The organism is Microvirga massiliensis (assembly GCF_001006805.1).
GTDB classification, from domain to species: domain Bacteria; phylum Pseudomonadota; class Alphaproteobacteria; order Rhizobiales; family Beijerinckiaceae; genus Microvirga; species Microvirga massiliensis.
Map to the genome: position 1 here is coordinate 108,713 of NZ_LN811364.1, position 25,508 is coordinate 134,220.

A 25,508-nucleotide genomic window follows, 5' to 3' on the forward strand; every position below is an offset into this window, starting at 1 on the left:
CGCTTTAGCCCCTTCAAGTGCTCAAGAGGCACTGTCAGGCCCGCCGCTTTCTTCAGGAGTCATAGCCTGAAATACGGTGAACGGGTTCGAACCTTAGACGAAGGCGAGTGATCTGGAGGTGGCCCGCAAATTCGTCCGCCCGACATTTCAGCGCGTAAAGCGCCAGCCAGACAAACCACAGGAGGACTGCGGCGAGCGACAACGCCTCCCCGACGAGGGCCGGTGCCCCCCAGCGCCTGGCGGCGCGCCACCCGTTGCCGAACCCGCCCGGGCCCAGCGCCATCCCCAAGACGGTCGCCGGCACGAGCGGAAGGGAAAGGCGATGGTTGATCGCGGGACAGGAAGCGGATCAAGGCCAAGATCGGCGACTACTCATCCATGACGCTCGCCGGCGCGCGGGAGGTGTTCAAGCGCGACTACGCCGATGCAATCCAAAAGGGTCGCGGCATTAAGATGTGAGCGACACCCGCCCCGGCACGGTGGCCGACCTCTGCGAAGCCTATGTCGTCTCCCTCAAGGAGGCAGGCAAGCCCTCTTGGAAACAGATCGAGAAGAGGCTCAACAAGGTGGCCGGACTGCGTTCGCCGGCGTCAGGATAAACACTTGCTGTCCCAGTACACTAGGCTCATTGCCCCACGCTCGCTGAAGGCGTTCGGTGTCGCCGTCGCGCGCGTTCACACAAAGTCGACGGGCTCGGTGGGGCCGGGGCAAGGTAGCCAAAACGGGTTACGGAGTGGCCCCTGCTAGCTCAATCCGCGCCCCGAGCTGGAGCACCCGTCCGAGATCGTCGGCGTTGCGCCAGGTCTCGTGAACCAGTCCGCCCACGATCCGAAAGATGAAGGTCGCGGAGAACTCCTGGCGGCGGCCATGGCTGGGTATGCCGAAGAAACTCTCCTGGAGGCAGCTATTCCACGCGCGCACGGCCACCTTATCGCCTTCGCCGATCACGTCCTTGATCGACTAGGTTTGATCAATCCGCCCGAAGCTGGCGAACAGGGCCCGGATCCCGTCCGGGCCGACCGGCAGCGACGGAGGTCCTCCGTGCATCGTCCAGGTTGGTGCCGTCATCGCGCACAGCTCCTCGACGTTGCCCTGGGTAACGAGTTCGAACCATCTGCAGGCGATGCGCTTGTTGTCCTCGATTGTCGACATCCGACTGTTTCCTTGAAGCGAACAGGTTGCAAGAGCCCGGCGGGGCGGAAGATTGCGGAGGAATTTGCAGTCTTTCAGTCTCAGTTGGCAGCAATCTGTGAAGATCGCGGCCAGGAGCCGGATGAATTGACGTTCGGTGATTTCGCCGAGCTAATTGAAGCCTATCTCACGGTGCCTGCTTAACTGTCTCTGCGGTGCTGTCCCGACACCAGATCGGGCGGCATGCGAAGCGCGAGGAGGATGAAGGCCCGGCTTGAGCCTCGCTCTGCGCCGTGGCCTCGCCGGTCGCAACGGCAGGACGCTGACCCGCGTATCCGAGCTGGCGCCCTCGAAACAGCCACTGAATATAATCATGGATGGTTTCGGGAGGTCTCCGGGCACATTTGGGTGCACACTCCCGGGTCCGGTCTGATGGCCTTGGCATGTGCGGACCGGATCAGATGCCAGGATCCCAGGCCAGCAGGTCACCTTGGGTGGATCGGCCTGAAGTCTGCGGTTCATCATGCGGGCATGGAGCCGTTTCACGGTGCGGCTCGCGGTGGTCACGCACAGGAAGGGCAGGACGGGGTGAACCAGCGCCGCCAGCCCGGCCCCAAGCAGAGGGCCAGCAAAGCTCAGGGCAACACCCATATGTTCGACATAGGATTCCCCACGGACGCAGGATGGTCGGTGAACAAGTTCTTGAACCGCATGAGAGTCTCCCGCTGCTCGTGGTATGTGGCCAAGCGCTGGACACCCGGGAGAATACTCGGCTCGCCTAGCCGGGCACGATGGTAACGCCAGCGTGCATCTTCTGGCCGCCTTGGCGAACGGGCTTGGGGCAGCGATGGTATTCTCCCGCGAGGACGAGCTCGTTCTCTGACGCCTTGCAGGTCCTCAGCGATATTTCCTGCATTCTCGTTTGGAAGGACGGGAAGCATCGCTGAATGGCGCGCCGAAATTGCTATCAGGCCATGGCATCAAGGCTTCACAACATGGTGCCATTTGACTATTTTAGAATTCCGTCTGACATGTCAGTCTTTGCTGTCGGCCGTGGAACTGTGAGATCCGACATTGCAAGATACGGCGGAAGGTCATCTTAATGACCATCTCTACGAGGCTTTGAAGCTGGCGATCATCTCTTGCGAGTTGCCGCCCGGGGCAGAGCTCTCTGAAGGCTATCTCGCGGCACGCTACGAGGTCGGGAAAGCCCCCGTGCGCCACGCCCTCTCGCGCCTCGGTCAGGACGGGTGGGTTAAGAGTATTCCGCGTAGCGGCCACATCGTGGCACCGATGACGATGGAAGACGTGTTCGACATCTTCGCGATGCGCGAAATCGTTGAGCCGGAATCGGCGGCACGCGCGGCCGGCAAGATCTCCGAATCGAAGCTCAATCGGCTCAACAAGGCTTGCGCAATCCGGTATCGCGTCACCGACATGCTCGCGAAGCGCCGCTTTCTGCTAGCGAACAGGGACTTCCACGTTGCTATCGCCCGCGCTTGCGGCAGCCCGCGCCTAGCGCGGACGGTTGAGAGGCTCCACGACGAATCGCTGCGAGTGCTCTACCTGAGCGCCAGCGAGCGCGAGCTGTCGGATGATTGGTCGCGCGGCCACGGGCCGATGATCGAGGCGATTTCCAGCGGCAACCGGGACGAGGCCTACAGGACAACGCTGGACGGGATCAAGCGCAGCCGGGACGCGGTAATCGCCGCCTTCGCGGCTGCTCCCGAACTAATCACCGGCCGGCGGACGCGGCGGGCAATGGCTCGCATGTCCGCCGCGAGGTGACGAGGGCAGGCGCCTGCGCGATCAATCGATCGCTGCGACGACCTTGATCTCGACGAGATGACGTGCCGTCGCGAGCGGCGCCCCGACCGTGGCACGCGCCGGGGCGCTACCTTCGGGCATCCAAGCCTCCCATACGGCATTCATCTTCGGCGCGTCTTCCATCGACGCGAGCCAGATCTGGGCCGACAGAATGCGCGTCTTATCAGTGCCGGCCTCAGCCAGCAGGGTGTCGATCTTGGCAAGCGTTTCGCGCGTCTGGACCGAGATGTCGGCTTCCAGGTTATCGGCGACCTGTCCCGCCAAATAGGCAATGCCGCGATGGACGACGAGTTTGCTCAGGCGCTTGTTGGTGCCGCTTCTCTGGATCGACATGTAATCACTCCGGTAGTTGATGCCGTCGATTGACATGTCAGATCTGACATGTCAACGATAGAAAGAACATATGAGCCCAAGGGAGGAAAATGATGAAGTTTGACCAGAATGGCACCGTGTCGCGCCGCAACTTCCTTCGCATCGCCGGCGCTGCGGGCGCCACGATTTGTGCGCCTGCGGTCTGGGGACTGAAGGCGCAGGAAGGGCGGCGTATCGTCGTCCGCGATCCCGGCGGCCCCTACACGCCGGGCTTCACACTTGCATTCTACGAGCCGTTCAAAAAGGCGACCGGCATTGAGGTCGTCGGGATCGTTGGGCAGCATGATCCAGTTGCCTACATCCGGAGCATTGTCGAGACGAAGAACTACGTCTGGGATGGTGCGCTCGTGAACCAAATGGTGCACGACGTGCTCATGGGCTCCAAGTCCGGCGGCCTGCTCGAAGAGCATAAGGCCGACCCCGGCGGAATTCCGAAGCGCTTCGTCAAGCCAAGCTTCATGCCTGTTCTGGCGCTGCAGACGGTGTTCACATATCGGACCGATGCATTCAGTGGAAAAGCCGCCCCCGAATCCTGGGCCGATTTTTGGAACGTGAACGAATTTCCGGGCCGTCGCGCGCTGCGCAAGTCGCCGCAAGAGACACTCGAACAGGCGCTGCTGGCTGACGGTGTGCCAGCTGATAAGCTCTATCCTCTCGACCTGGATCGCGCCTTCAAGAGTCTCGACCGGCTTAAGAAGGACGTGCAGGTTTGGTGGACCGGCGGCGCGCAGACATCACAGATGTTGAAGACGCGAGAGGTGGATCTGTGCCCGACTTGGAACGCGCGCGCCCAGGCTGCAATCGACGAGGGAGCACCGGCGAAGATCGTCTTCAATCAGGGACTTCTCAATACAGAAGGCTTCTGCGTGATCAAGGGCGGCCCCAAAGCCGATCTCGTGCGCGAGTTCATCGCATTCACGCGTGACCCTGAGCGCCAGGCCGCCTTCACCAAACATCTGTCCTACGGCCCGGTACATCCGGACGCCTACAAGTTCATTGATGCCGAGCGCGCCAAGGCATTGCCGACATCGCCCGAAAACATGAAGACGGCGATCCAGGTCAATACGCAGTATTGGTCCGGCGCGCTGGATGCGGTTCAGGAACGCTTCAACGCTTGGCTCCTCGGGTGAGGAGATGGTCGATAAGTTAGTCAAGCTGTCTGTCCGTAACGTCGGCAAGCAATACGGCCAGATTAGCGCACTGGAAGGCGCGACCTTCGATTTGGCCGAGGGTGAGTTCCTGACGTTGCTGGGGCCTTCGGGCTCCGGCAAGACTACGCTCTTGATGATCGTTGCCGGGCTGATCATACCGACTTCGGGAGAGGTCATGATCGACGGGCGGGAGGCCACGAACGCGCCGAGTCGTGACCGCGACATCGGAATGGTGTTCCAGAGCTATGCATTGTTTCCACATCTGACCGTTGCCGAGAATGTCGCGTTTCCCTTGGAGATGCGGAAGCTTCCCAAGCGTGAGATCGAGCAGCGGGTGCGGGAGACACTCGATCTCGTCCAACTCGGGCATCTCGCGGATCGGCTGCCGGCACGGCTCTCCGGCGGGCAACAGCAGCGCGTGGCTCTGGCCCGAGCGATGGTGTACCGTCCGTCCATCATCCTGATGGACGAGCCTCTTGGTGCGCTCGACAAGAAGCTCCGAGAGCATATGCAGAACGAGATTCGCCGGCTGCACCGCGAACTCGGTATCACGGTTCTCTACGTCACTCATGACCAAGACGAGGCGATGGGTCTCTCTGACCGCATTTGCCTGATGAACAATGCCCGCGTCGAGCAGATCGGGACGCCGAGCGATCTCTATTTCAGGCCGCGGACGCCGTTTGCAGCCAATTTCATTGGTGAATCGAATCTGCTGCCGATCACGGTCGGTCCGACCATCGGTGAGCTGAGATCGGTCGCCACGTCAGCGGGGGCCAACCTCGTTGGACGGACGGTCGACAGCAGCCCGAGCCACGGCGGCGCCCTTCTGGCGGTGCGTCCGGAGCGTCTCAAGCTGATGGAGGACGGCCAAAAGGCAGACAATGAGCTCACCGGCGTCGTTCGCGAAACGGTTATGCTCGGCGCGCTGACGCGGATTTCGATCGAGCCAGCCGGCGGCGGCAACCTCGTCGCGCTTCTCCTCACGTCCAGTGATTGCCACCTGCGCGAGGGCGAAGGTGTGCGCATCGGCTGGGACGCCGATGCCGGCATCGTGCTGCCGCAGCACGCGGTCTAGAGGCGGACCCGCATGACCATCGGTTTGAATTTATCCTCGCACAGCCGCGCCGGCTCGAACGGGATGCGATTCATCGACTTGCGTGGCTGGGCGCTCCTGCTGCCGACCGCTCTCCTGCTGGGCATCTTCTTCGTCTATCCGGTCGTCAAGCTCCTTGCGCTGAGCTTCCTCGACTCAGCCGGGCACATCAGCTTCCTTCAGTATGGGCGGCTGTTAGGGTCTCCGGTCTACGTCTCGATTCTCTGGACGACGCTGCAGATTGCGTTTTGGACCACGGTGGTATCGCTCGTCGCCGGCTATCCGGTGGCTTACGCGATAGCCCGCGCCGAACCACGCAGCCGGGCCAGGCTGATGCTATGGGTCCTGCTGCCGTTCTGGACGAGTTTCCTCGTGCGCACCTTCGCCTGGATCGTGCTGCTTGGACGCAACGGCGTCATTAACGACGTCCTTCAGCGCCTCGGCCTCACCGGCGCTCCTCTCGATCTGATCTACAATCTCGCGGGCGTCCTGGTCGGCATGGTGCATGCCCTCATGCCGCTGGCGATCCTGACGCTCGTCCCGGTCCTCGAGAAAATCAGCCGCGATCTCGAACGGGCCGCATCCGTGATGGGTGCCCGAGGCGGATCGATCTTCTGGCGGGTTTATTTCCCGCTATCTTTTGCGGGTGTCGCTGCGGCAGGGCTCCTCGTTTTCATCTCGGCGCTCGGTTTCTTCATCACGCCGGCCCTGCTCGGCTCGCCCAGGGAGACCATGGTCGGCCAACTCATCATCCAGCAAATCCAGGAGATGATGAACTGGGGTTTCGGCGGGGCACTCTCTGCGCTTCTGATCGCCGCGACAATCGTGATCTTCCTCGTCTATGATCGCCTAGTCGGGATGTCGACGCTGGCGGGCGGCGAGACATCGCGCGCCGGCGCCGCCAGCCCTTCCACGCAATACACAAAAGTCGTGCTCACCGCGGCCGGACGCGCCTCGGACACCGTGGCAGTCTGGCTCGGCAAAGTCGGGTTTCGCCGGGCGCCTGCATCGCTGGGTTGGACCACGCGCATGCTGGTTCTTGTCTTCCTCGCCGGCCCGGCGCTGTTCCTCATCCCCGTGTCCTTCTCGACCAGCGCCTTCATCGAGTGGCCGCCGAGCCTGTTCTCTACGCGGTGGTATGCCGAGATTGTTGAATCGCCGCAATGGTTGGGTGCGGCGACGCGCTCGTTCATCGTTGCCGGCCTGTCGGCATTTCTCGCCGTTCTCATCGGCACGCCAGCGGCCTTCGCACTCACGCGTTTCGACTTGCGTGGCAAGTCCGCGATCCTTGCCCTCATTCTCGCGCCGCTGATTGTGCCGCGGATCGTGACCGCCGTTGGGCTGTTCTACTTCTTCGCGCAACTGGGCTTGATTGGGACCACCATCGGCTTGGTCGTTGGTCACGCCGTTCTGTCAGTGCCTTACGTCACGATCACCGTGATGGCGGTGCTGAAACATCATGATTGGCGCCTCGAGCAGGCTGCCACGACCATGGGCGCATCGCGCGTCGCAACGCTGCGTCGGATCACACTGCCACTCATCCGGAACGGACTGATCGCAGCCTACCTGTTCGCCTTCGTCACCTCGTTCGACGAACTCACCATCGCCCTGTTCGTAACTGGTGGTCTGTTCGGGACGCTGCCGAAGCAAATGTGGGACGATGCGCTGCTTAAGGTCAGCCCGACATTGGCGGCCGTCTCGGTCGTGCTGCTGGTCCTGGTTACAATTTTCGTGATTGCTGCGGAGCGCCTGTCGCGTCAGCGCAGCGCGTGAGGAACTCAAATGAATTCGCCTAGATCATCATCGGATCCGCGCCAAGTCTATGTCATCGGCGCGGGCGTGGTCGGATTGAGCGCTGCGGTCCAATTGCTGCGGCGCGGCTTATCGGTCACGGTCATCGAGGAGAGCGAACCCGGCTCCGGCGCGTCCTATGGCAATTCGGGAATGCTGGGTGCCAACACCGCGATCCCGACCTATCGGCCGGGAATGATCTGGAAAGTTCCAGGTTGGCTGGCCGATCCGCTCGGGCCGCTGACCGTTAAGGCGCGCTATTTGCCGCGAGCTTTGCCTTGGCTGTGGCAGTATCTCAAGGCCGGCACCCGGGCGCAGGTATTCCATGCTTCGCAGGCGCTCCGGACCCTGCACAGATCGACCCTCGAAGGCTGGCGCGACAACATCGGTGGCAGCGCCATGGACCGCCTGACGCGCCGCGACGGCCAGATCTATCTCTGGGAGGGCTTGAACGAGCCGCCGACACGCAGCCTGGAGGACGAGGTCCGCAGCCATCTCGGCATCGAGTCCGAGATTCTAGGGGTGGATCAGATACGCCAGTATTTCCCGGGGATTTCCCGCGATATCTCGCATGGCCTGTTCATCCCCGGGAATGGCCATACTGTCGATCCGAAAGGGCTTGTGAACGCGCTTTCCGAGAGGTTCCAGCAGGAGGGTGGTGTCCTGGTCCGGGAGCGCGTCGTCAAGCTCTGGCGTGATGATCGCGGTCGCTGGAGCTTAATGACTAACCTGAACAACCATCACGGGGACTTGGTCATCCTGGCGGCCGGGGCATGGTCGGCGCGCCTCTTGTCGACTCTGGATGTGAAGATCCCGCTGGAGTCGGAGCGCGGCTACCATGTGATGCTGCGCAATCCGTCGATCCGGTTGAACATGCCGATTCTGAACAAGACGCGTTACTTCGGGCTCAACTCCATGTCCGAAGGTCTGCGCGTCTCAGGTACGGTCGAGATCGCCGGCCTCGAGGCCCCGCCCACGCTCAAGCGGGCGAAGATTCTCGTCACCCAGGCCAAGCGCCTGTTCCCCGCACTGACCTTCGACGAGGAGGTGTACTGGATGGGACACCGGCCATCTACGCCCGATGGGTTGCCAGTCATCGGACCGATCCCAGGGCAGCCGAACCTCTTTGGTTGTTTCGGACATGGCCACTCCGGTCTGACGGCAGCACCTGCGAGTGGTCAGCTGCTGGCCGAACTCATCTGCGGCGAGAAGCCTACGATCGACCCCGAGCCTTTTGCCGCCTCGAGATTTCTCCGATGAGGCCCTCGTCTACGGGCTTATGACCGTCCTCATGATCGTGGCGCCGCTGGGGTTGAGCAGTTAGAAACAGGGAATTGGAACCATGGCAAGGCGGTTGAAAGCGGCGCTGAGGGGCGAAGACTCGACACAAGATGCCGCGCTCACGAGGACGGTCGAAGAGCTTCTCGCGCAGGTGGAGGCCGGGGGCGATCGTGCGGTGCGTGAGCTTGCCAACAAGTTCGACGGGCTCGACCGCAACTCCTATCGGCTGAGCGAGGCGGAGGTCCGCCGCTGCGTCGAGAGCCTCACCAAACAGCAGCGCGAGGACATTGAGTTCGCCCAGGAGCAGGTCCGCAACTTCGCGCGGGCGCAGCGGGCCGCCGTGAAGGACATCGAGATCGAAACATTGCCGGGAGTGATCCTCGGCCACAAGAACATCCCCATCGCGAATGTTGGCTGCTATGTGCCGGGCGGGAAGTATCCGCTGCTGGCCTCCGCCCATATGTCGGTGCTCACCGCCAAGGTCGCTGGCTGCGACCGTGTGATCACCTGCGCGCCGCCGTTCCAGGGCGAACTCGCTCCCCTGATAGTGGCGGCCCAGTATCTCGCGGGTGCTGACGAAATCTACTGCCTTGGCGGCGTCCAGGCGATCGCGGCGATGGCGTTCGGTACCGAAACGATCAAGCCGGTTGATATGCTCGCCGGCCCGGGCAATGCCTATGTCGCGGAAGCCAAGCGCCTGCTGTTCGGGCGCGTCGGCATCGACCTGTTTGCCGGGCCGACCGAGACCATGGTGATCGCCGACGACACGGTGGACGGTGAGATGTGCGCCACCGACCTGCTGGGACAGGCCGAGCACGGCGTCAATTCGCCGGCCGTCCTGCTGACCACATCGGAAAAACTGGCGCGCGACACGATCCGCGAGATCGAGCGGCTTCTGCAGATCCTGCCAACCCGCGAGATTGCCCGAAAAGCCTGGGACGACTATGGCGAGGTGATCCTCTGCGAGGACGACGACGAAATGGTGCATGAGGCGGACCGGATCGCGTCGGAGCACGTGCAGGTGATGACTGCCGATCCGGGCTTCTTCCTCGAGCGCCTGAAGAACTACGGCTCTCTATTCCTCGGCGCGCGCACGACCGTGGCGTATGGCGACAAAGTGATCGGCACCAACCACACGCTGCCGACGAAAAAGGCTGCCCGCTACACCGGCGGCCTCTGGGTTGGCAAGTTCCTGAAGACCTGCACCTATCAGCGCGTGGAGACCGACGAGGCCTCAGCAATGATCGGCAAACACTGCTCGCGACTGTGCATAATGGAAGGCTTCGTCGGCCATGCCGAACAGGCCAATATCCGCATCAGGCGCTTCGGCGGCCTCAATGTTCCCTACGGCGCCGCTGCCGAATGATGTCGAAAATCTGTTGCAGGCGGCCGGGTCGGTGATCGAACAGCTCGGATCACGGTCGGCGACGCTGGCTGCCATGGCCCCAGCCCGGACGCAACCTGACAGGTCAGGAATCGTCTGACTTGGCGCTGCGATGATCAGTTCAAACCCGTTCTTATGGAGTCGACATATGGCGGATGCTCCGTTCTTATCGTGGCCCGAGCCGTCGCGCGGAAAACGCCGTGAGCCGGTCGCGGCGCGCTTTGCCGCCGGCACCGCCTGGACCGACGGGAAGATCGTGCCGGTCGCTGAGGCGACGCTGCCGCTACTCGATTGGGGGTTTTTGCGTTCCGACGCCTGTCAGGAAACGATTTCGGCCTGGGACGGGATCCTGTTCAGGCTCGATGACCATCTCGACCGCTTCTGGCGCTCGCTCGACCGGCTGCGCATGACCTCACCGCTGAGCCGGGAAGAGATCCGCCGCATCATCCATGTGCTCATCGCCACCGCCGGCTATGACAACGCGTATGTCCAAATCATCATGACGCGCGGTCGGCCGCCGATCGGCAGCCGCGACATTCGCCTGTGCAGCAACCGTTTCCAAGCGTTTTGCATTCCTTACGTCTGGATCGCGACGCCCGAGGTACAGGAGCGCGGCCTGCACCTGCATGTCAGCCGACGCCATCGTGTGCCTGCGGCCTCGGTCGATCCCATGGTGAAGCACTATCATTGGCTCGACTTCGAAATGGGCCTGCTCGAAGCCTATGACGCCGGCGCTGAAACCGTCGTGCTGTCGGATGCCAACGGCAACATCCTCGAAGGACCGGGCTTCAACATCTTCATCAGGAAGGGCGACAAGCTGCTCACGCCCAGCTCCGGCATGCTCGATGGCATGACGCGCCGCACAGTCATGGAGATCTGCCGTGATCTCGGTATCCCCGTCGAGGAGACCGACGTGCCGATTGAGACTTTGTTGAATGCGGACGAAATCTTCCTGACGACCACAGCGGGCGGCGTCCTGCCCGTGACCTCGGTGGACGCCAAGGCCATCCGCAACGGCCCAGGGCCATTCACTGCCAGGATCCATAGCGCCTATTGGCAACGCCGCGCCGATGGCTGGCTCGGCGATCCCATCGACTACACCATCCCCACAACCCTCGTCGCGGAATTGGGGTGTGCATAATCGCTCCAAGACGCCCGGCGCACCACGACCGACACCAATAATCTGATCGCAGTGCCACTGTGACAGTCTGCCGAACCGAAAGGGCGCGCGTCTTTGCAAGAGTTTCGGCCTCGTGCTGGCTCCGCGAACGGCGAAGACCCTCTACCAATCCGGACCTCATCTTGTGTCTGTCAGTCGTGCAGAGTTTGATCGGTTTGTTCTATTAGGACAGCAATCGGTTTCGTTGGCACCGAGATTGGGTAGTTTGTTATGCCCGAGGTTGCCTATCTGACGACGGAAGGTCGGGCGTGAGTTCAAGGTCGAGGCGCTCGCTTGATCATTGGTCGAGAGGCAGCATTGGGTCAGGACATGGAGGTCCACGAGAACGTGCTGCCCAAATCGGTGAAGCATTTTGTGGCCGATCCGGCGCAGGTCCTCTGGACACCGGAGGATTAGCCGAAGCAGCTTGAGGTCGAGCGACTGCGAATGCAGCTTATCCGGTTCCCCTGACCCAATTGATGTAGGCGAGGCGCCAGTCCAAAGTGGGCTTCGGCCGCTCACGACCGGTTGAAGGCCGCAATCGTCGACCATCAAGCAGAAGATCAAGGCCTTCACGGGCCACCCTTGGCACCATCATCACTCTCCAACAGACCGATTCTCGATGTGCCGCAGCCATGACAAGGCCATGCGGGAGACGTTTGGCAAGCTCTCGGACGCGATTGGAGAAGCTGCGCTTGCCCACCTGCCCGACTTGCAGACCAGACCCCGGCAATAACCTGCGGATGCCACAATATAATCTGACTTGCCGATCAGAAGCATCTGTGCGGTGAGCAGAGCCCGCAGCCCTTGGGAAAACGTCGATTTCACGAGCACGTGTCGGAACCAGACGGTCGGGATTACCTGCGTTTTCGCACGGGCATCGGTGCAATCGGACTTGACCGGCATGGTCTTGGCCGCAGCCCAAAGGCGCAGCATCCCGATGCGTGAGACAGGCAGACCGGCTCCTGTAAGTCCTGCATACAGCCGGCAAGACAAAGCGCCTGCCTCCAAACCGGCTCGGTTAAAGGCGCCGTCCATTTCCTGGCGTGCCATCGCGAGCGCCTCTGGCTTTGTATCCTCCAGTAGCTCGCGGACAACATGCCCATGCTAGTCCACAATGCAGATGATGCTGCTCAAACGAAACGTCGTCCGCGACGAAGTGGGACTCCATGGTATCTCATGCGACCGCTCTTCGATGGGCGGCCTCACCCATCAACTGGGCGCGATTGCCGAGGCTACCGTGCCCGGTTGATTACGGAATCTAACTTGTCGCACTCCCGCAGAAAGCAGACATTGCCGCCTATCTCGAGGCTGGGTCTACTCGAAACCGCTTTGCTGTATGATCCCAGCTCGCTTCTTCGTAAATTCCACAACGGAAGACAAATAAAAATCGAGATCCGATTGGCTGACCGGGAGACTCAGAGCTATCATGCCGCGCCGCGCGGTATAAATTCCGGCATCCAGCATATCAAAGAAGAACAGCTCCCGGAGGAGGTCTTCGCGTTCATGCGCTCTGTACGGTCGGTCGATCGGCCCCGGGCGGAAATGCGGGGTTATGAGGGATCCTAAGCCCGTAAACATCAGCCCGGTGCCGCAGCATGCAGTATTCAACCTGTTTCGTAGGCTTTCACCCTGATGGAAGAGGTCGTTGGCCGCTTGATCTCCAAAAACTTCCAAGGCCGCCGTCCCAGCGGCCATACTGAGGACGTTATTGTTGAACGTCCCCGCATGGGGAATACTTTCTGCGAAAAGCTCCATGATCTCCCTACGGCCACCGAAGGCGCCAAAACTCATTCCTCCACCCAGGTATTTTCCAAGAGTGGTCATATCGGGGCTTATCCCAAGGCGCCTCTGCATGCCGCCTGTAGACATGCGGGAAGTCATCACTTCATCAAGAATGAGGAGAGATCCGGTTTCGACTGTCGCCTGCCGAATAGCCTTGATAAATTCGGGAGACCCCGGAATACATCCGCCAGCGCCTAGCATTGGCTCAACAATAACAGCAGCTATGTCGGATCCAGAATCGCGGATTGTTGCAAGCGTGCCTTCAACATCGTTGTAGTCGCCGAAAAGAAAGGGGAATGGGACTGAAGTTGTTGGCCCAGAAACTGGAAAGCTCAGAACTCCGCCGTGGTAAGCCCCACGAAACACCAGCACTTTCGAGCGTTGTGTGTACGCGCGGGCAGCGGTCAGGGCCATGATGTTGGCCTCTGTGCCACTGTTTGTGAAGCGGATCCTGTCTATGGAAGAAAAACGGGAGCAGATCCCGCGAGCAAGTGCCTCTTCCGCCGCGCCTACAGCGGCCAAACTTACGCCATTCGAAAGCGCGCCTCGAATCGCGTCATGAATTGTCCTCTCACTATGGCCAAACAGACCCGCTGAATATTCGCCACATAGATCAAGATAGTCGTTGCCGTCGATGTCTTGCAATCTGCAGCCCTCTCCGCGCGCCATGGCAGTGGGGAAGGGGCGATAACTTAGCAGGGTTCGCGTATTGCCACCTGGCATGACTTGCCGCGCTTTGGTGCTTAACTCTGCGCTTTTTGGTCTCTTCCTGGCATAAACATCATGCGCCTCCTTGATTGCCTCTCGGAGGCTTGTGAGAGAATTTGAAAGCTGCGAATTTTCCATGTAGAAGCACTCCGATTAGCGCGAGCTTTGGATCCTTCTCCGCACCATAATGTGATCACAAAACATTGCAATATGATTGTGCGGAAAGGCAGATTACCAAGGTCGCGGCCAGCGCTCGTCGGTCTAGGGGACAGAGACGTGAACGATGTTTTATTGGGCGAGAACCCGAGCGACGTCCTCTATGTGTAGGCGCTCACCGGCACAAACCTGTTAGTACCGGTTTGGCGTTCGCTGGACAGAATGTAAGGGGCAAAACCGCGGGCGAATCGGCGGACGGGGATGCAAACGCCGACAAGTCAGCACCGTTTCCTAGAGGATTTTGTTGTGATCTTCTCAATGCTTAACCCGGCCCGGGCTTTATGGCTGACGGAGCCAGTCGTCTGGCGCCCAGGCTCAACCTGGCTCCCCAAAGCTGACTGTCGGCGTCACCAAGTGGGCTCGTATTTCGAAATTGGAAGCGACTCTCCCTCGTGGTCGCCGGCTTGCATCAGGGGAGAGAGCTGTCGCTAAAAGCCGCTTTCTGTATCCAGATGCCTTGCCTTGGAGAGAGATCGCTGGATTGGATTCGGTCTCTAGCTTTCGGCCCCACAGGACTGACCTCGGAGTTTCGAGCGGGATGATAGATTCTGACGGAGATACGGCGCCCTCGAATGACGAGCAGGCGTATCGAAGACTTCGCCGAGCATTGATGGCTGGCGCGTTCCTGCCCGGCGAGCGTCTATCTATACGGAGGGTGGCGGCAGCACTCGACATGGGGATGATGCCCGTGCGTACGGCCCTGCTCCGCTTGGCCAGCGAGAAGGCTCTCGACGTTCTGCCCTCCGGAACTGCAGTAATACCGAGATTGTCAAAGACGGCTTTCCGTCACCTTACGGCGATCCGCCTTCAATTGGAGCCTCTCGCGGTCCAATTTGCAGCCCCAAATCTACGTCCGAAATGTCTGAAATTGTTGAGTGACAGTATTGACAGACAGAACGCTGCGCGTGAGCGAGGTGACCCAGAGGAGTTATTGCGAAACGATCGAGAATTCTTGTTCACGATTTATCAAGCATCCGAATCGCCCATGCTGCTCAGTTTCATCGAAAACGTGTGGCTCCGCCGTAGTCCTCTGTTCTGGGAAGCGAGGTGGGCTCTACTTGCACGGTATGGGACTATTACGAGACATCCGAAGATTCTTGCTGCCCTGAGGGCCAAAGATGTGGAATCAGCATGCGCAGAGTTAAAGTTGGAGATTCATAGTGCAGCTGAGTTTCTACTTAAAGAAATTCCTTTCGCTAGTATTGATCCCAACGAGGCGAGTTCCGGAAAAAGTCAAGATTCCCGAGCCAAAGGTCGATTTTGGAAAGGCGCGGCTCTCCCATGAGCCGGGACATAAAGTAAACATCTTTGGTCGCTGCGGGTAATGGATCGACCCGCGCCAAGTCGCAGCTTTCGGTGTTGCTCGATTATCTGCCCCCGATCGAGGAGCCGCGCGAACTGCATCGCGTGGCGCGTCCGCTGGCCGAACTGCTGCTCCTGACGGTGTGCGGAACGATCGCGGATTGTGACGACTATGACGCGATCGTGGGCCGGGGCGAGCAGCATCTGGCCTTTCTGCGGCAGTTTCTGCCCTATCATCACGGCGTGCCGACCGGGCGCTGGCTGACCATCATGATGAGCCGGATCAGCCCAGCGCTGGTTGCGAGCGCCTTCACGGGCTGAGTGCGGGCCTGCTGGCCAGGGTCCGACATCGCGAGAGCACCGGCTGTGCTCGCCAGAGGGGCCCGGACCAATGGGTCGGGCTCAAGTAGGGACGAGTCCGTGCATTAGCAAGCGCCGCTTGGCACCGCTGGAGTGGTCGCAGGCTACTTATCGGTGGCTTCGCTAAATCCACGCGAAGCAGCATCGCTTGGTGCACCAGCGAAATGGAACACCGCGGTACATCCGGACTTGTCTTTGAAGCGCGATCATTCAACGATTGCGAACAACCCGTTTGAATAAACGCTGTTGTTGTGACCCATTCCGAGCAAATTCCCGAGATGATCGAATCTCGCGCGGTGCAGAATCTGGTCGAGGTCGAGGCAATCAGCGGCGCGACTGTATTCGGCCGGCTCGGCGGCTGGGCCGAGGTGTTACAGTATGGTGCTCTCTAGCGGGCAATGGCCTCGACCCGCCGACAGACGCGAAGCAGCAGAATACGATGCTTGGTTCGGCGCCGAGGTCGCAGCCAGGGTTGCAGAGGCCGATCGTGGCGAGTTCATCGACAGCGATGAAGCCTTTGAGGCCGTGGAGGTGGCCATCGCCACAGCGATCGAGCGCCGATGAGGACCACCTATACCCGCCCTGCGCTTCAGAACCTTGCTCACCACGCCAGCATCGCCGCGAAGGACAATCCAGCGGCCGCACGCGATCAGGTCGTCGGGTCCGTCCGACGATAAACAGGCTGGGAGAGTTCCCGGAGATTGGCCGTCCCGGCCAATCTCCGGCACGCGGGAGTTCTCGCCGCCCCGCCCCCTTCGTGGTGATCTACCGGGTGAAGCAGGAACGCACGGTCATCCTGCGTGTCCTCCACGAGCGGCAGAGCTATCCCTGATGGATGGTCTCCGATCCAGCATCACTTCCGTAGACGGCTCGAACGCAGGACTAGCCCTCGACATGAGAAGGTCAGTAAACCGCTGACATAGCGCCAATCACTGACTGCATTAGCCTCAGCTCAGTATGTGGCTACCGGGTTTCTCGACCAGTTGCTGCCGTCAGCACCATCTCGAGAAGTACACCCGGGCCGAGCGCACTGACACCAATCGTTGCACGGGCAGGAAGGTGCTCTAACGAGAAGAAGTTCCTCCAGACGTCATTCAAGGCAGGCTTGAGCGCAAGATCGGAAACATAGATTTGGACAGAAAGGATTCGATCGCGCGACGAGCCATGAAGCGACAATAGGTTGTCCACTTGCCGGAGCACATCCTCCGTCTGACCCGCCATGTCAAGGGACAGATCCTCGGCTACGACGCCGCCGAAATAGAGAACACCGTTATATTCGACTACTTCGTGAAGAAGCCCGTCATAAAGACCAATGCGCGTAATCATCTGTGATTCCCTCTCGCCCAGCTGCGTCCCACGCCCTTCGAGCACACCTCTCTTGCGAGCGGGTCAGAAAAGACACGGTATACAGTCTAAAGGCTTGATTACAACCTCTGCCAGACTCTGTGACCATTAGGGCGTGCCTGCAAAGGGCTATAGCCAGAGGGTGATGGTCGCGATGTGCATGGCGAGGTAGTTGGCGGCGCGCTTTTTGTATCGCGTGGCAATGCGGCGGAACTGTTTGAGGCGATTGAACAGTCGCTCGACGCGGTTGCGCGCCCGATAGGCCTGAGGATCGAAGCCAGAGCAGCGGCGCTGCTGCGCGGTTGTGGGGATCACCGCGCCGATGCGGCGCCGGCGCAGGTAAGCGCGGACGGGCCGGCCCGTGAACGCCTTGCCACGCCTCAGATCCGCGACATGTTCCCTGATCAGAAGCAGAGCACGCTGGCAGGGACGCTAAGCAATCTTCGGCGGGATAGCTTGCTCCAGTCTGAATCCGGGATGTGGTTCCCGGTCGAACGAACAGAGGCTGCAGACGAGGGACTAGCGGAGGAAGGGGAGACCGCGCCGGTTGCGGACGCGATGGCCTCCAATGAGGTCGATCAGGATCTGCTGAAAGCGGCTCCCTGATCCGCGGGATCACCGTCGGTTAAAGGAGCGACCGCCGCATCGAGCCCTCCCCTCATCAGGCTGGCGCAGATAGCCTATGGCTCTCAGCGATTGGCACATTCCGCTCCGAGGGCTCGGACAACCTTCCGCGCGTCCGAGGAGAGAGCCGATGACAGCGGTGGCGGCCATGGCGACCGCGCCCGAGAACGTGACCCGCACGGTCGGCTTGAGCACGGATGCACCGCCAACCTTGGCTCCGAGGGTCCCCAGGATCGCAAGGCCCGCGAGCGCCCCTCCAGAAACCGCCGTTGCGGTCCATTCCGCGGGCGCCGCGACCGCGGTCAGAAGCGGGAGGGCTGCACCCGCGGAGAACGTCACTGCAGAGGTCAGCGCCGCCTCGATCGGGCGGGCGGCCACGTGCTCGGAAAGCCCGAGCTCGTCCCGCAAATGGGCGGCGAATGCGTCCTTGGCCGTCATTTGCCCGGCAATCTGCCGGGCCAGCGCGGGTTCGACGCCCGACCATAGTCCTTTAAAGTGCCGCTCTCGCGTTTGGTCTGGCGGGTTGACGGCCGGCGCCCCAAGGCTTCGGCCTTTAGGATGCGGTAGACCGCATACCGATTGAGATGCGGCAGGAAGTGCGTGATCACGAAGGTCAAATCATCGAGCGGAAAGCCGGTGGCGCGGCGCAGCGCACAGACGATCGCCCACTCTTCCTCGGTGGCTTTCCAGGGCAACTTGTGCGGACGGCTCGAGCGGTCCTGACAGTCCGCGAACCCGCGCTTGCGAAATTTGCGAATCGTCTCGGTGCTCACACCAAAGCGCTGGGCCAAGAGGCCGGTAGGCTCGCGCGAGCAGGCGATCTCGCGGCGCACCGCCGGAGTCGTGCGGGCTTCCGGATGAAAGGCCAGCATCAGGAGTTTCCTCATCGAAAGACCGGGCCGCATGGCCGCTCGAAGCGCTAGGCGTATTCCTCGGTCGCCCAACGCACCCGGTCTCCTAACGACGCTCCGCTACCAGCCAGTATAGTAAACCCGAATAGTGGCCGCTCGGCCGCTTCTGCATCGTGAAGCAGCGTTTGGGCAATTCCGGTCTACCTACCTTTATCCGGCACTGCGCACTCGGCGATCAATATCCCGCCAGCCACCATGATCAGCGCAATGACTTGATGAACGGCAAAGCGCTCACCAATGACGACAACGGCCATAATCGATCCAAACACGGGCACAAGGTTCACAAACATCCCTGCCCGCCCCGGTCCGATCTCCGCGACCCCACGGACGAAAAAAATCTGGGACAGAAGCGAGGGTCCGAGTGCAATGAAGACTAGGATCAACCAACCAGTTCGGGTCGGCCATTGCAGCACGCCGACCGCTAGCTCAATCGCCAGCAACGGCAACGACGTTAAGGCCGCCACGAAGGCCATCACTGTAAAGAACCCAATACTCGAAACCTTAGGGCGCGCGTGTAGTGCGAGGGTGTAGCCAGCGGACGCAGCACAGCCCACTAACATCATGAGATCACCGACGTTTACCTCGAGGTGCAGCAGCCTCGATGGCTCACCCTGGCACGCAACAAGAACGAGCCCTAGGAGTGCTATCAGGATGCCAAAGAGCTGAATCCTCCCAAGGGGAGAGCCGTAAACAACATAAGCGCCCACGAACACCAGAACCGAGATCCAGCCTTGAGCAATGCCGAGGTTAATAGCACTCGTGTAGTGGCCTGCAATGAAAAACAGCGCGTTGAAAACCGTAATACCGACTGCACCCATCAACGCCAGCGACCGCCAGTGCGGTTTTAGAACGGGCCAGTCTTCCCGAAGCTGAGGTCTCGCAATAAGCGCGAGAATACTGCATGCAATAACCCACCTCAACGTGGTGATAACCATCGGCGAAACTTCACCAACGGCGAGTTTGCTCGCGACGCTGTTAGCTCCCCACAAGAGCGCAGCCACAGCAAGAAACAAGTGTGCGTAGGTGAGGCCGCGGCGCACCGCGTTATAGTCCTGGTCTCGTGAGCACGATTTGCCTCACCTCGTCATGGTGACACGCTCGTCACGTCCTCTTCCGCAAGACTACCTAGGCAAGAGGAAACGTACCGTATCACGAAGCGCCTCTCTACGGCGGCGACATTGCACGCTGCTAGTCTCAAGTGCCACTGGGCAAGCCGACGACCGCTTCGATCTCCACTTTCATTCCGGGAAGTGCGAGGCGACTGACCTCTACGAGAGTGCTGGCCGGCTTGGCAGAGCCGAAATATTCCTTGCGAACAGGATCTATTATTGCCCTATCGTTGATGTCCGTCAGAAAGACCGTCACTTTCAAAACGTCAGAGAAGTCGCCCCCTGCGACTGTAAGCACCTTCTTTAGATTTATTAGAATTTGACGCGTCTGCTCGACCGCATCGCCCTCCCCTATGAGCTTACCGTGTTCATCGTGCGCAGTAAGTCCTGAGACAAAGAGCAGATCCTGAAATCTGACGGCGTCCGTGTAGTGGCTAAGCGGAGCTGGAAGGCCTGGAGCCGCAATTTCCTCCCGTTCGGCACGCAACCCGATATCCATTGAAGACCTCCCTAGAATAACGCCCGCTTCTGCGCCAGGCGCAACTGCTAGCGACCGTGTTGCCCGGCCGCCGGTACTCAGATGGCGGCGACCGTCTGTACCTCGACCAGAAATGGCTCCTTCACAAGCCGGTCGACCATGAGCAGAGTGTTCGGAGGATAGACCCCGTTCCGAAACATGCGTGGAAACTCGCGAAGACGAAACGCCATGAATTTTGGAATGTCTTGCGAGTGCACGAGATACGTTGTGAACTGCACGACATGCTGCCAGGATGCGCCTGCTGATTGAAGCGCTGCCTCTATGTTCTGGAAAACTTGCTGAGCCTGCCGGTCGAAATCACCTTCGCCAACAATGTTACCATCGCGATTTGCCGCCAGCATCCCGGAGATAAACAGAAACTCCGAGGCTTTCACGCGACTGACATGCGTATATTGCCCGAGGGGTACGCCAAGCTCAGATGGGTTATAAATGGTGATCTCCGCAGCCATTATCACACCTTCCAACAGTTTGCCCATGTTGCGACCATATACTCGCGCCCAGACTTATGAGTGGTTCCTCCAATGGATCACCCGGATCGGGGTTGGGTTCCAGCCGTTGCACGGATTGAAGACCTGTGGGCAATTTGAAATTGCGATGAGCACATCCCTTTCAGCCACAAGCTCGACGAAATCGCCCGGCTCCGAACGGCCTTCCACGATTTCTGTAGCGCCGTCCGGCCCTACTGGAACATACATAAAGAAGTTCAGGTTGGCTGGGATATCTCTGGACCCCATTCCGTGTTCGGCCAAAGCCGCAATGAAATTATTGCGGCAGCTCGGGGTATTCTCGATTCCATAGCGAAGATAGTTCGTTTCGCTGCTGCAGCAGCCCCCAATCGTATCGTGGGAGCCGACGGTGTCCTCCGACACGGTCATCAAAACGTCGGCACGATCGGAGTACAATTTGAATCCCTTGCCGACATATATGGAGCGGTTCATCTTGATCGTGTTGGCTGCATTATACCGGTTCTCGTAGTCGCTGGCGTCATAGCACAGGAAGTCGACCGCCTGCTGGCCCTCGAGGTCGATAATCCTTAGGTGCTCAGACGAGCCGAGCGTCGCCGTGTAGTAGCCTCCGGCCGCGATTTCCTCGTCGGCAATCACGTCGCCCGGGATACGGAGAGCCTGCTCAAGCTTGTGTTTCCCGACTCGAGCTCTCAGTTCGCTCGCTCGCCGGCGAGACACCTCGGCCTTTTCGGCAGAAAGGGCACGAGCGTGTGCAGCGCGCTGTTCAATCGTGACATTCTCGCCTTCCAGAAGAATACCTGCCATTTGAGTCCCTCGTTCCCTGAAATTTTGCGTTCCCTGAAATTTTGCGTCCTAAGTTCCTGTTTCGGCTGAATGTCGCAACGACGCCATCGGCCGGGTGCTCCGCGCTTAGGCTATGTCTAGACCAAGCTCAGTTCGCGCCAAGATCCAACTTTCGTTGATTTCTGCGTCTGTAATTGAGGCCAGTGATCGATCGGATCGCAGCGACAGGGCCTTTCTCATGATGGTCGTCTTTGCGTATGACCGGGCAGGAATTGGCAGCGATTGAAGAATTTTCACGAGGGCGCCGCGGCTCGCTGGGCTCCAAATCTTATCGTGCATTTCGCGTTCGGGGCCGTAATCATAGACGCCGTTCGACTTCGGTCGGGCCGCCTTTATGGCTTCACGCCGCCTGGCAGTGCGTTCGGCGTCCACTTCCAAATCCCGGAGAACGACGCCGTAAATCTCCGAAGCGGCGTCGGAGGTCACAAATCCATTGAGGACATCTTCTAGGACACGCTTCGGGTCCCGGTTGCAGGGGTCACCGTATCCGCCGCCGCCAGAGCTTGCTAGCTCAAGCACGTCACCCCGGTTGAGAACCAGGATATCCAACTTCGGTATGGATCGCTCCCGATTGGTGCCCCGGTTGAGAATGGCCGGTTGCGTTCGCCCCCCGTGCTTACCCCCATGAACTCCCCAGGGGGCAAAACGCGTTCGTTCCATTCCCCGCATGGTTACGATGGTATTCGGCACGAGAGCCTCAATCGTAATCCCCACTCCAAGCCCGCCGCGATGTGTCCCCGGTCCGCCAGAATCTGGGACGTAGCGATACTCGTGGACGAGGAGATCCATCTCGGCCTCGATGGTCTCCGCGGGAGTGTTTCGCAAGAACGCGAAGCTATAGTCCGTCGCGTCGAACCCATCGCATGTTGGTCGCCCTCCGGACCCACCGATGAGAACTTGGAACACGTTCACTTTGCGCCCCCCCTTGATCAGGTCGGGCATCGAAATGACGCCTATCATTCCCTGGCCAGATCCAGCCGCTGGAACACTCCCGGGAATCGCTTGGGCAAGTGCTCCCATTGTGATTTCAAGCACCTTGACTGCGGCGGTGATGCGGGCACCGAGAGAGGCCGGCAGTACCGGGTTGACGAGGGTGCCTTCCGGGGCGGTTACGCGTATCGGTCTTATAACAGCGCCATTAGCCGGTATGGTCGGATCTTCGCTGAGGAAATGGTGAATCAAGCCGATGGTTAGCCACGCATGCGGCTTACCTGCGGTCATCACATTGAAAGCCGCTAGAACTTGCGGGTCAGTGCCCGTGAAGTCCAAGTGGATGTTGCTCCCTTCGACCGCAATTGCAAGCTCGATACGAACCGGGATTTCCGAGACAAGGTCGTCTTCGAGATAATCCACGAAGCGATAGGTTCCATCCGGAATATGCTCGATCACCGCCCGTGCTTTAGCTTCCGCATAGTCGAACGATTCTCTTACGAGATCGAGGCTCCGTTGAACGCCGTATTTTTTGAACAGGGCAACCAAGCGGCTGCTGGCTACGTGAAAGCTTGAGATCAGAGCTTGCAGGTCTCCCCAGACCTGATAAGGGATGCGCACATTGGTGCGAATGATGTCGCGCAGCTCGGTATTCAGGACTCCGGCGCGGTAAAGCTTCATCAAGGGGACCCGTAATCCCTCCTGATAGACCTCATCACTTGAAGGAGCGATGCTTCCTGGCACGCGACCTCCGATGTCGGACGAGTGGATGAACGCCCAGCAGAAGCCAATAAGCCTCTCTTCTGCAAAAATTGGCGCGAGGAGTGTCAAGTCTGGCAGGTGAGTAACCAGCGCGCCGGTCGAATACGGATCGTTCGTAAACGCAATATCTCCAGGCTGCCAATCATCAATCTGTCTGATCGCGTCGCCCAGGTCGAGCCCGAGGAATGAGGTGACGCCAGACTTTCGCGGATAAGCGAAGAAGACACCGTCCGGACTTGCGATTCCTGCCCCGAAATCGTGTGTTTCCTTGACGAATGTTGTATAGGCGGTGCGCTCGACAACAGCACACATTTCTTCCGCAATCGCCCCAAGGAGATTATTGAAGATAGCGAGCTCAATCGGGTTCGAGGGCTGCATTTAGTGCTCCTTGGTCAAGTGCAGAGTGCCGATCGCGTCGACTGTTCCCCTCCACCCTGGAGTGACAACGCAAGTCGTATCGGGCTGATCGACAATGAAAGGACCTGCGTGCTCCCATCCGGGTGCCATGGCGGATCGCATGAAAACCGGGCAATCATACTCCTTATCGCCCAGCGCTATTTTCCGCGCCCCCTTGCGGGCCGGAGAGCTGGCATCACCAGCCCACGCGAGAGGGGCCTTGCGGGTCAGACCGACTACGGTGGCACGAATGCTGATCACCTCTAACGGTGAGTCATCGCTCCTTGCCCCGTAAAGCTTAGCGTATTCCTCGCGGAAGCGCCCAGGCAGCTCGTCGATATGAGCGAAGGGCACAGTCACCTCGTAGCCCTGTCCGAGATATCTCACGCCGGCCGAACGTAAGGTAACGATCTTCTCGATGTCGGAACTGGCTTCGGCCAACGTAGCCCGGCCACTCGCATCGACTTCGTCAAACCATGCGTCCACCTCCGCCTGCTTCAACCTTGAAACAGGCAAATATACCGTCTTAAGATAATCGAGTCGGAAATCTGCTGCCGTCGAGCCGTTGGCACAGAATGTGCCTGGCGAGTACGGGATTGCTATACGCTGGACTCCAATTTCGTCTGCGAGCAAACAACCATGTGTAGCTCCGGCGCCACCGAATGCCACAAGCGTGTACTCCCGAGGATCGATTCCCTTCTTAGCAGCGAGCCGGGTACACTCGGCTGCGAGGTTCGAGGTAGCGACCTGGACTACACCCTGAACGGTCTCGCTCAATCCAAGATTCAGTTTATTTGCCAAGGCCTCCAGCGACTTGCGGGCACTCAATAAGTCTAGCTTTAGCCGCCCACCTAAGAAGTTGTCTCCATCAATAAACCCACTCACCAGGTAAGCGTCAGTTAACGTGGGTTGTGTCCCACCCCTCCCATACGCCACAGGACCTGGCTCCGCGCCGGCACTTTGGGGCCCCACCTTGAGCAGGCCGAGGTTATCAGCGAAGGCGATCGAGCCGCCGCCCGCCCCAATCGATGAAATGTCTACACTGGGAAGTGTGATGGGTAGTCCCGCCACCTCCTGATCCCACGCATATGGGACGTCCTGCCCCTCGAGCACACACAGATCCGCGCTCGTTCCGCCAATGTCCATTGTTATGACGCGATCGAGACCGGACGCTTTCATCAGTTGCAGCGTTGCGACAATTCCCGAAGCCGGCCCGGACAAAAGTGTCCCAATGGGTCTTTCTTGCGCATGACCAATCGGCACGATCCCACCGTTTGAACTCGTCATGTAAAGCGGGCATTCAAGGCCCTCCGAGGCCTGTGCTCTGACAAGGTGTCTCAGGTAGCCCTTCACCTTCGGCGCAATGTAGCTGTTCATTACAACTACGGTAGCTCGCTCATACTCTCGAATCTGCGGCCAGATGTCCGTAGAAATTGCCACGTCCATTTCCGGGAACTCGGCCAGAATGAGCTCGCGCGCGATCTCTTCGTGGCGGGAATTGCGGTACGAGTTGAGAAATGTCACGGCCAGCGCGTCAGCGCCTTTATTTACAAGCTCCCGTGCATTGTCTAAGAGCGATACTCGATCGAGCTCGACGAGCGGCTGTCCACGCGAATCCATCCTCTCGACGACGCCGCGGACCCAATCCCGCCGGCTCAGCGGAATCGACCGCATGGTTGTAAGGCTGAACGGATCAGGCATTTTGGCGCGCCCGAGCTCGAGTACGTCCTCAAAGCCCTTGGTGACGAGAACACCGACTTTGGCACCGAGCCGCTGAATTATCGTGTTCACCCCTACGGTGGAACCGTGGACGAAACTGCGACAACCTGCAGGATCAAGTTCCGCGAGCTCGAGGGCTTCTCGAATCCCTCTCAGGACAGATTCCGCCGGAGCGTGAGGAGTGGACGGTGTTTTGTGTGTGGTTGCTCGTCCGTTTCTTTCGATTACTGTGATGTCGGTAAAGGTGCCCCCGATATCAACGCCGATCTTGAACGCTTCAGCCGTTTGCATCACCACTGTCCTCT

At 59.8% G+C, this 25,508-nt stretch carries 25 protein-coding genes and 4 pseudogenes; 14 read left to right on the top strand and 15 right to left on the bottom strand.

All coding sequences use genetic code 11. From position 1 onward, the window contains the following. Positions 1–333: 333 nt before the first annotated feature. Positions 334–572, top strand: a pseudogene (locus tag BN1233_RS50180) (site-specific integrase); the annotation flags it as partial. A gap of 154 nt (positions 573–726) precedes the next feature. Here BN1233_RS50180 and BN1233_RS34145 read toward each other — a convergent pair. The 3 genes from BN1233_RS34145 to BN1233_RS50875 all read right to left on the bottom strand — a co-directional run bounded on the left by BN1233_RS34145 (position 727) and on the right by BN1233_RS50875 (position 1,782). Further along, positions 727–948, bottom strand: coding sequence for an ester cyclase (locus BN1233_RS34145; protein WP_046868097.1), 222 nt, complete (start codon positions 946–948; stop codon positions 727–729). 12 nt (positions 949–960) lie between these two features. Further along, entirely contained in the window at positions 961–1,152 is a 192-nt protein-coding gene (locus tag BN1233_RS34150; RefSeq protein WP_046868098.1) for a nuclear transport factor 2 family protein, read from the bottom strand. 150 nt (positions 1,153–1,302) lie between these two features. Next, positions 1,303–1,782 (bottom strand): DUF6356 family protein, encoded by a 480-nt coding sequence (locus tag BN1233_RS50875; RefSeq protein ID WP_342341689.1) that lies wholly within the window; start codon positions 1,780–1,782, stop codon positions 1,303–1,305. 423 nt (positions 1,783–2,205) lie between these two features. Here BN1233_RS50875 and BN1233_RS34155 point away from each other — a divergent pair, with 423 nt between their 5' ends. Next, on the top strand, positions 2,206–2,919 hold the full coding sequence (locus BN1233_RS34155; RefSeq protein ID WP_046868099.1) for a GntR family transcriptional regulator: 714 nt from the start codon (positions 2,206–2,208) through the stop codon (positions 2,917–2,919). A 21-nt stretch (positions 2,920–2,940) separates the two neighbouring features. On the opposite strand, the gene BN1233_RS34160 is transcribed toward BN1233_RS34155, so the two are convergent. Beyond that, a complete protein-coding gene (locus BN1233_RS34160) occupies positions 2,941–3,291 on the bottom strand; it encodes a RidA family protein (protein ID WP_046868223.1) in 351 nt (116 codons plus the stop codon). Positions 3,292–3,380: 89 nt separating this feature from the next. Between BN1233_RS34160 and BN1233_RS34165 the strand changes: the two genes are divergently transcribed. The 7 genes from BN1233_RS34165 (at position 3,381) to BN1233_RS50700 (ending at position 11,606) form a co-directional block, all read left to right on the top strand. Then, the gene (locus tag BN1233_RS34165) at positions 3,381–4,460 is read left to right on the top strand and encodes an ABC transporter substrate-binding protein (RefSeq protein ID WP_048710710.1); all 1,080 of its coding nucleotides are present in this window, start codon (positions 3,381–3,383) and stop codon (positions 4,458–4,460) included. A 4-nt stretch (positions 4,461–4,464) separates the two neighbouring features. Further along, positions 4,465–5,556, top strand: coding sequence for an ABC transporter ATP-binding protein (locus BN1233_RS34170; protein WP_046868101.1), 1,092 nt, complete (start codon positions 4,465–4,467; stop codon positions 5,554–5,556). A gap of 12 nt (positions 5,557–5,568) precedes the next feature. Beyond that, the gene (locus tag BN1233_RS34175) at positions 5,569–7,347 is read left to right on the top strand and encodes an ABC transporter permease subunit (protein ID WP_082145825.1); all 1,779 of its coding nucleotides are present in this window, start codon (positions 5,569–5,571) and stop codon (positions 7,345–7,347) included. A gap of 9 nt (positions 7,348–7,356) precedes the next feature. Next, complete coding sequence (locus tag BN1233_RS34180) at positions 7,357–8,625, top strand: NAD(P)/FAD-dependent oxidoreductase (protein WP_046868102.1); 1,269 nt, start codon at positions 7,357–7,359, stop codon at positions 8,623–8,625. An 82-nt stretch (positions 8,626–8,707) separates the two neighbouring features. Further along, positions 8,708–10,012, top strand: a complete 1,305-nt coding sequence (gene hisD, locus BN1233_RS34185; protein WP_046868103.1) for a histidinol dehydrogenase — start codon at positions 8,708–8,710, stop codon at positions 10,010–10,012. 166 nt (positions 10,013–10,178) lie between these two features. Continuing rightward, positions 10,179–11,171 (top strand): aminotransferase class IV, encoded by a 993-nt coding sequence (locus BN1233_RS34190; RefSeq protein ID WP_046868104.1) that lies wholly within the window; start codon positions 10,179–10,181, stop codon positions 11,169–11,171. A 312-nt stretch (positions 11,172–11,483) separates the two neighbouring features. Then, complete coding sequence (locus BN1233_RS50700) at positions 11,484–11,606, top strand: hypothetical protein (protein WP_280139510.1); 123 nt, start codon at positions 11,484–11,486, stop codon at positions 11,604–11,606. Between the two features lie 900 nt (positions 11,607–12,506). Here BN1233_RS50700 and BN1233_RS34200 read toward each other — a convergent pair. Then, a complete protein-coding gene (locus BN1233_RS34200; RefSeq protein WP_046868105.1) occupies positions 12,507–13,820 on the bottom strand; it encodes an aspartate aminotransferase family protein in 1,314 nt (437 codons plus the stop codon). Between the two features lie 616 nt (positions 13,821–14,436). Here BN1233_RS34200 and BN1233_RS51365 point away from each other — a divergent pair. From BN1233_RS51365 to BN1233_RS51370, 4 genes are all read left to right on the top strand, one after another. Next, positions 14,437–15,183 (top strand): GntR family transcriptional regulator, encoded by a 747-nt coding sequence (locus BN1233_RS51365; RefSeq protein WP_048710714.1) that lies wholly within the window; start codon positions 14,437–14,439, stop codon positions 15,181–15,183. Positions 15,184–15,254: 71 nt separating this feature from the next. Further along, on the top strand, positions 15,255–15,521 hold the full coding sequence (locus BN1233_RS34210) for an ISAs1 family transposase (RefSeq protein ID WP_046868106.1): 267 nt from the start codon (positions 15,255–15,257) through the stop codon (positions 15,519–15,521). A 417-nt stretch (positions 15,522–15,938) separates the two neighbouring features. Further along, positions 15,939–16,124, top strand: coding sequence for a hypothetical protein (locus BN1233_RS48800; RefSeq protein ID WP_046868107.1), 186 nt, complete (start codon positions 15,939–15,941; stop codon positions 16,122–16,124). Next, positions 16,069–16,392, top strand: a complete 324-nt coding sequence (locus BN1233_RS51370; RefSeq protein ID WP_425311771.1) for a type II toxin-antitoxin system RelE/ParE family toxin — start codon at positions 16,069–16,071, stop codon at positions 16,390–16,392. Before BN1233_RS48800 ends, BN1233_RS51370 begins: the two co-directional genes overlap by 56 nt. Positions 16,393–16,523: 131 nt before the next feature. On the opposite strand, the gene BN1233_RS34220 is transcribed toward BN1233_RS51370, so the two are convergent. Both BN1233_RS34220 and BN1233_RS45340 read right to left on the bottom strand, forming a co-directional pair. Then, a complete protein-coding gene (locus tag BN1233_RS34220; RefSeq protein ID WP_046868226.1) occupies positions 16,524–16,886 on the bottom strand; it encodes a RidA family protein in 363 nt (120 codons plus the stop codon). Between the two features lie 147 nt (positions 16,887–17,033). After that, positions 17,034–17,276 (bottom strand): annotated as a pseudogene (locus BN1233_RS45340) (transposase); the annotation flags it as partial. Between the two features lie 84 nt (positions 17,277–17,360). Here BN1233_RS45340 and BN1233_RS49295 point away from each other — a divergent pair. Further along, the gene (locus BN1233_RS49295) at positions 17,361–17,510 is read left to right on the top strand and encodes a hypothetical protein (RefSeq protein WP_154678337.1); all 150 of its coding nucleotides are present in this window, start codon (positions 17,361–17,363) and stop codon (positions 17,508–17,510) included. Between the two features lie 126 nt (positions 17,511–17,636). Here BN1233_RS49295 and BN1233_RS34230 read toward each other — a convergent pair. The 8 genes and pseudogenes from BN1233_RS34230 to BN1233_RS34265 form a co-directional block, all read right to left on the bottom strand. After that, positions 17,637–18,005, bottom strand: a pseudogene (locus BN1233_RS34230) (VIT1/CCC1 transporter family protein); the annotation flags it as partial. Positions 18,006–18,010: 5 nt separating this feature from the next. Next, a pseudogene (locus tag BN1233_RS34235) lies at positions 18,011–18,400 on the bottom strand (leucine zipper domain-containing protein); the annotation flags it as partial. 179 nt (positions 18,401–18,579) lie between these two features. Then, on the bottom strand, positions 18,580–19,479 hold the full coding sequence (locus BN1233_RS34240; RefSeq protein WP_046868109.1) for a DMT family transporter: 900 nt from the start codon (positions 19,477–19,479) through the stop codon (positions 18,580–18,582). A gap of 154 nt (positions 19,480–19,633) precedes the next feature. Further along, on the bottom strand, positions 19,634–20,047 hold the full coding sequence (locus tag BN1233_RS34245) for a RidA family protein (RefSeq protein ID WP_046868110.1): 414 nt from the start codon (positions 20,045–20,047) through the stop codon (positions 19,634–19,636). Between the two features lie 77 nt (positions 20,048–20,124). Then, the gene (locus BN1233_RS34250; protein ID WP_046868111.1) at positions 20,125–20,535 is read right to left on the bottom strand and encodes a RidA family protein; all 411 of its coding nucleotides are present in this window, start codon (positions 20,533–20,535) and stop codon (positions 20,125–20,127) included. 54 nt (positions 20,536–20,589) lie between these two features. Then, a complete protein-coding gene (locus tag BN1233_RS34255) occupies positions 20,590–21,357 on the bottom strand; it encodes a DUF1989 domain-containing protein (protein ID WP_082145826.1) in 768 nt (255 codons plus the stop codon). 105 nt (positions 21,358–21,462) lie between these two features. Continuing rightward, positions 21,463–23,466 carry a hydantoinase B/oxoprolinase family protein gene (locus BN1233_RS34260; protein WP_046868112.1) on the bottom strand — a complete coding sequence of 668 codons (2,004 nt, stop codon included), beginning with the start codon at positions 23,464–23,466 and terminating at the stop codon, positions 21,463–21,465. Further along, positions 23,467–25,494 (bottom strand): hydantoinase/oxoprolinase family protein, encoded by a 2,028-nt coding sequence (locus BN1233_RS34265; protein WP_046868230.1) that lies wholly within the window; start codon positions 25,492–25,494, stop codon positions 23,467–23,469. It lies immediately after the preceding gene. Positions 25,495–25,508: the final 14 nt, after the last annotated feature.

Excerpts from the sequence above, each read along its gene's own strand:
- BN1233_RS34150 (WP_046868098.1), bottom strand. The coding sequence starts at position 1,152 with ATGTCGACAATCGAGGACAACAAGCGCATCGCCTGCAGATGGTTCGAA.
- BN1233_RS50875 (WP_342341689.1), bottom strand. The coding sequence starts at position 1,782 with ATGGGTGTTGCCCTGAGCTTTGCTGGCCCTCTGCTTGGGGCCGGGCTG.
- BN1233_RS34160 (WP_046868223.1), bottom strand. The coding sequence starts at position 3,291 with ATGTCGATCCAGAGAAGCGGCACCAACAAGCGCCTGAGCAAACTCGTC.
- BN1233_RS34165 (WP_048710710.1), top strand. The coding sequence starts at position 3,381 with ATGATGAAGTTTGACCAGAATGGCACCGTGTCGCGCCGCAACTTCCTT.
- BN1233_RS34170 (WP_046868101.1), top strand. The coding sequence starts at position 4,465 with ATGGTCGATAAGTTAGTCAAGCTGTCTGTCCGTAACGTCGGCAAGCAA.
- BN1233_RS34175 (WP_082145825.1), top strand. The coding sequence starts at position 5,569 with ATGACCATCGGTTTGAATTTATCCTCGCACAGCCGCGCCGGCTCGAAC.
- BN1233_RS34180 (WP_046868102.1), top strand. The coding sequence starts at position 7,357 with ATGAATTCGCCTAGATCATCATCGGATCCGCGCCAAGTCTATGTCATC.
- hisD (WP_046868103.1), top strand. The coding sequence starts at position 8,708 with ATGGCAAGGCGGTTGAAAGCGGCGCTGAGGGGCGAAGACTCGACACAA.
- BN1233_RS34190 (WP_046868104.1), top strand. The coding sequence starts at position 10,179 with ATGGCGGATGCTCCGTTCTTATCGTGGCCCGAGCCGTCGCGCGGAAAA.
- BN1233_RS34200 (WP_046868105.1), bottom strand. The coding sequence starts at position 13,820 with ATGGAAAATTCGCAGCTTTCAAATTCTCTCACAAGCCTCCGAGAGGCA.
- BN1233_RS51365 (WP_048710714.1), top strand. The coding sequence starts at position 14,437 with ATGATAGATTCTGACGGAGATACGGCGCCCTCGAATGACGAGCAGGCG.
- BN1233_RS48800 (WP_046868107.1), top strand. The coding sequence starts at position 15,939 with ATGGTGCTCTCTAGCGGGCAATGGCCTCGACCCGCCGACAGACGCGAA.
- BN1233_RS51370 (WP_425311771.1), top strand. The coding sequence starts at position 16,069 with ATGAAGCCTTTGAGGCCGTGGAGGTGGCCATCGCCACAGCGATCGAGC.
- BN1233_RS34220 (WP_046868226.1), bottom strand. The coding sequence starts at position 16,886 with ATGATTACGCGCATTGGTCTTTATGACGGGCTTCTTCACGAAGTAGTC.
- BN1233_RS34245 (WP_046868110.1), bottom strand. The coding sequence starts at position 20,047 with ATGGATATCGGGTTGCGTGCCGAACGGGAGGAAATTGCGGCTCCAGGC.
- BN1233_RS34250 (WP_046868111.1), bottom strand. The coding sequence starts at position 20,535 with ATGGCTGCGGAGATCACCATTTATAACCCATCTGAGCTTGGCGTACCC.
- BN1233_RS34255 (WP_082145826.1), bottom strand. The coding sequence starts at position 21,357 with ATGGCAGGTATTCTTCTGGAAGGCGAGAATGTCACGATTGAACAGCGC.
- BN1233_RS34260 (WP_046868112.1), bottom strand. The coding sequence starts at position 23,466 with ATGCAGCCCTCGAACCCGATTGAGCTCGCTATCTTCAATAATCTCCTT.
- BN1233_RS34265 (WP_046868230.1), bottom strand. The coding sequence starts at position 25,494 with ATGCAAACGGCTGAAGCGTTCAAGATCGGCGTTGATATCGGGGGCACC.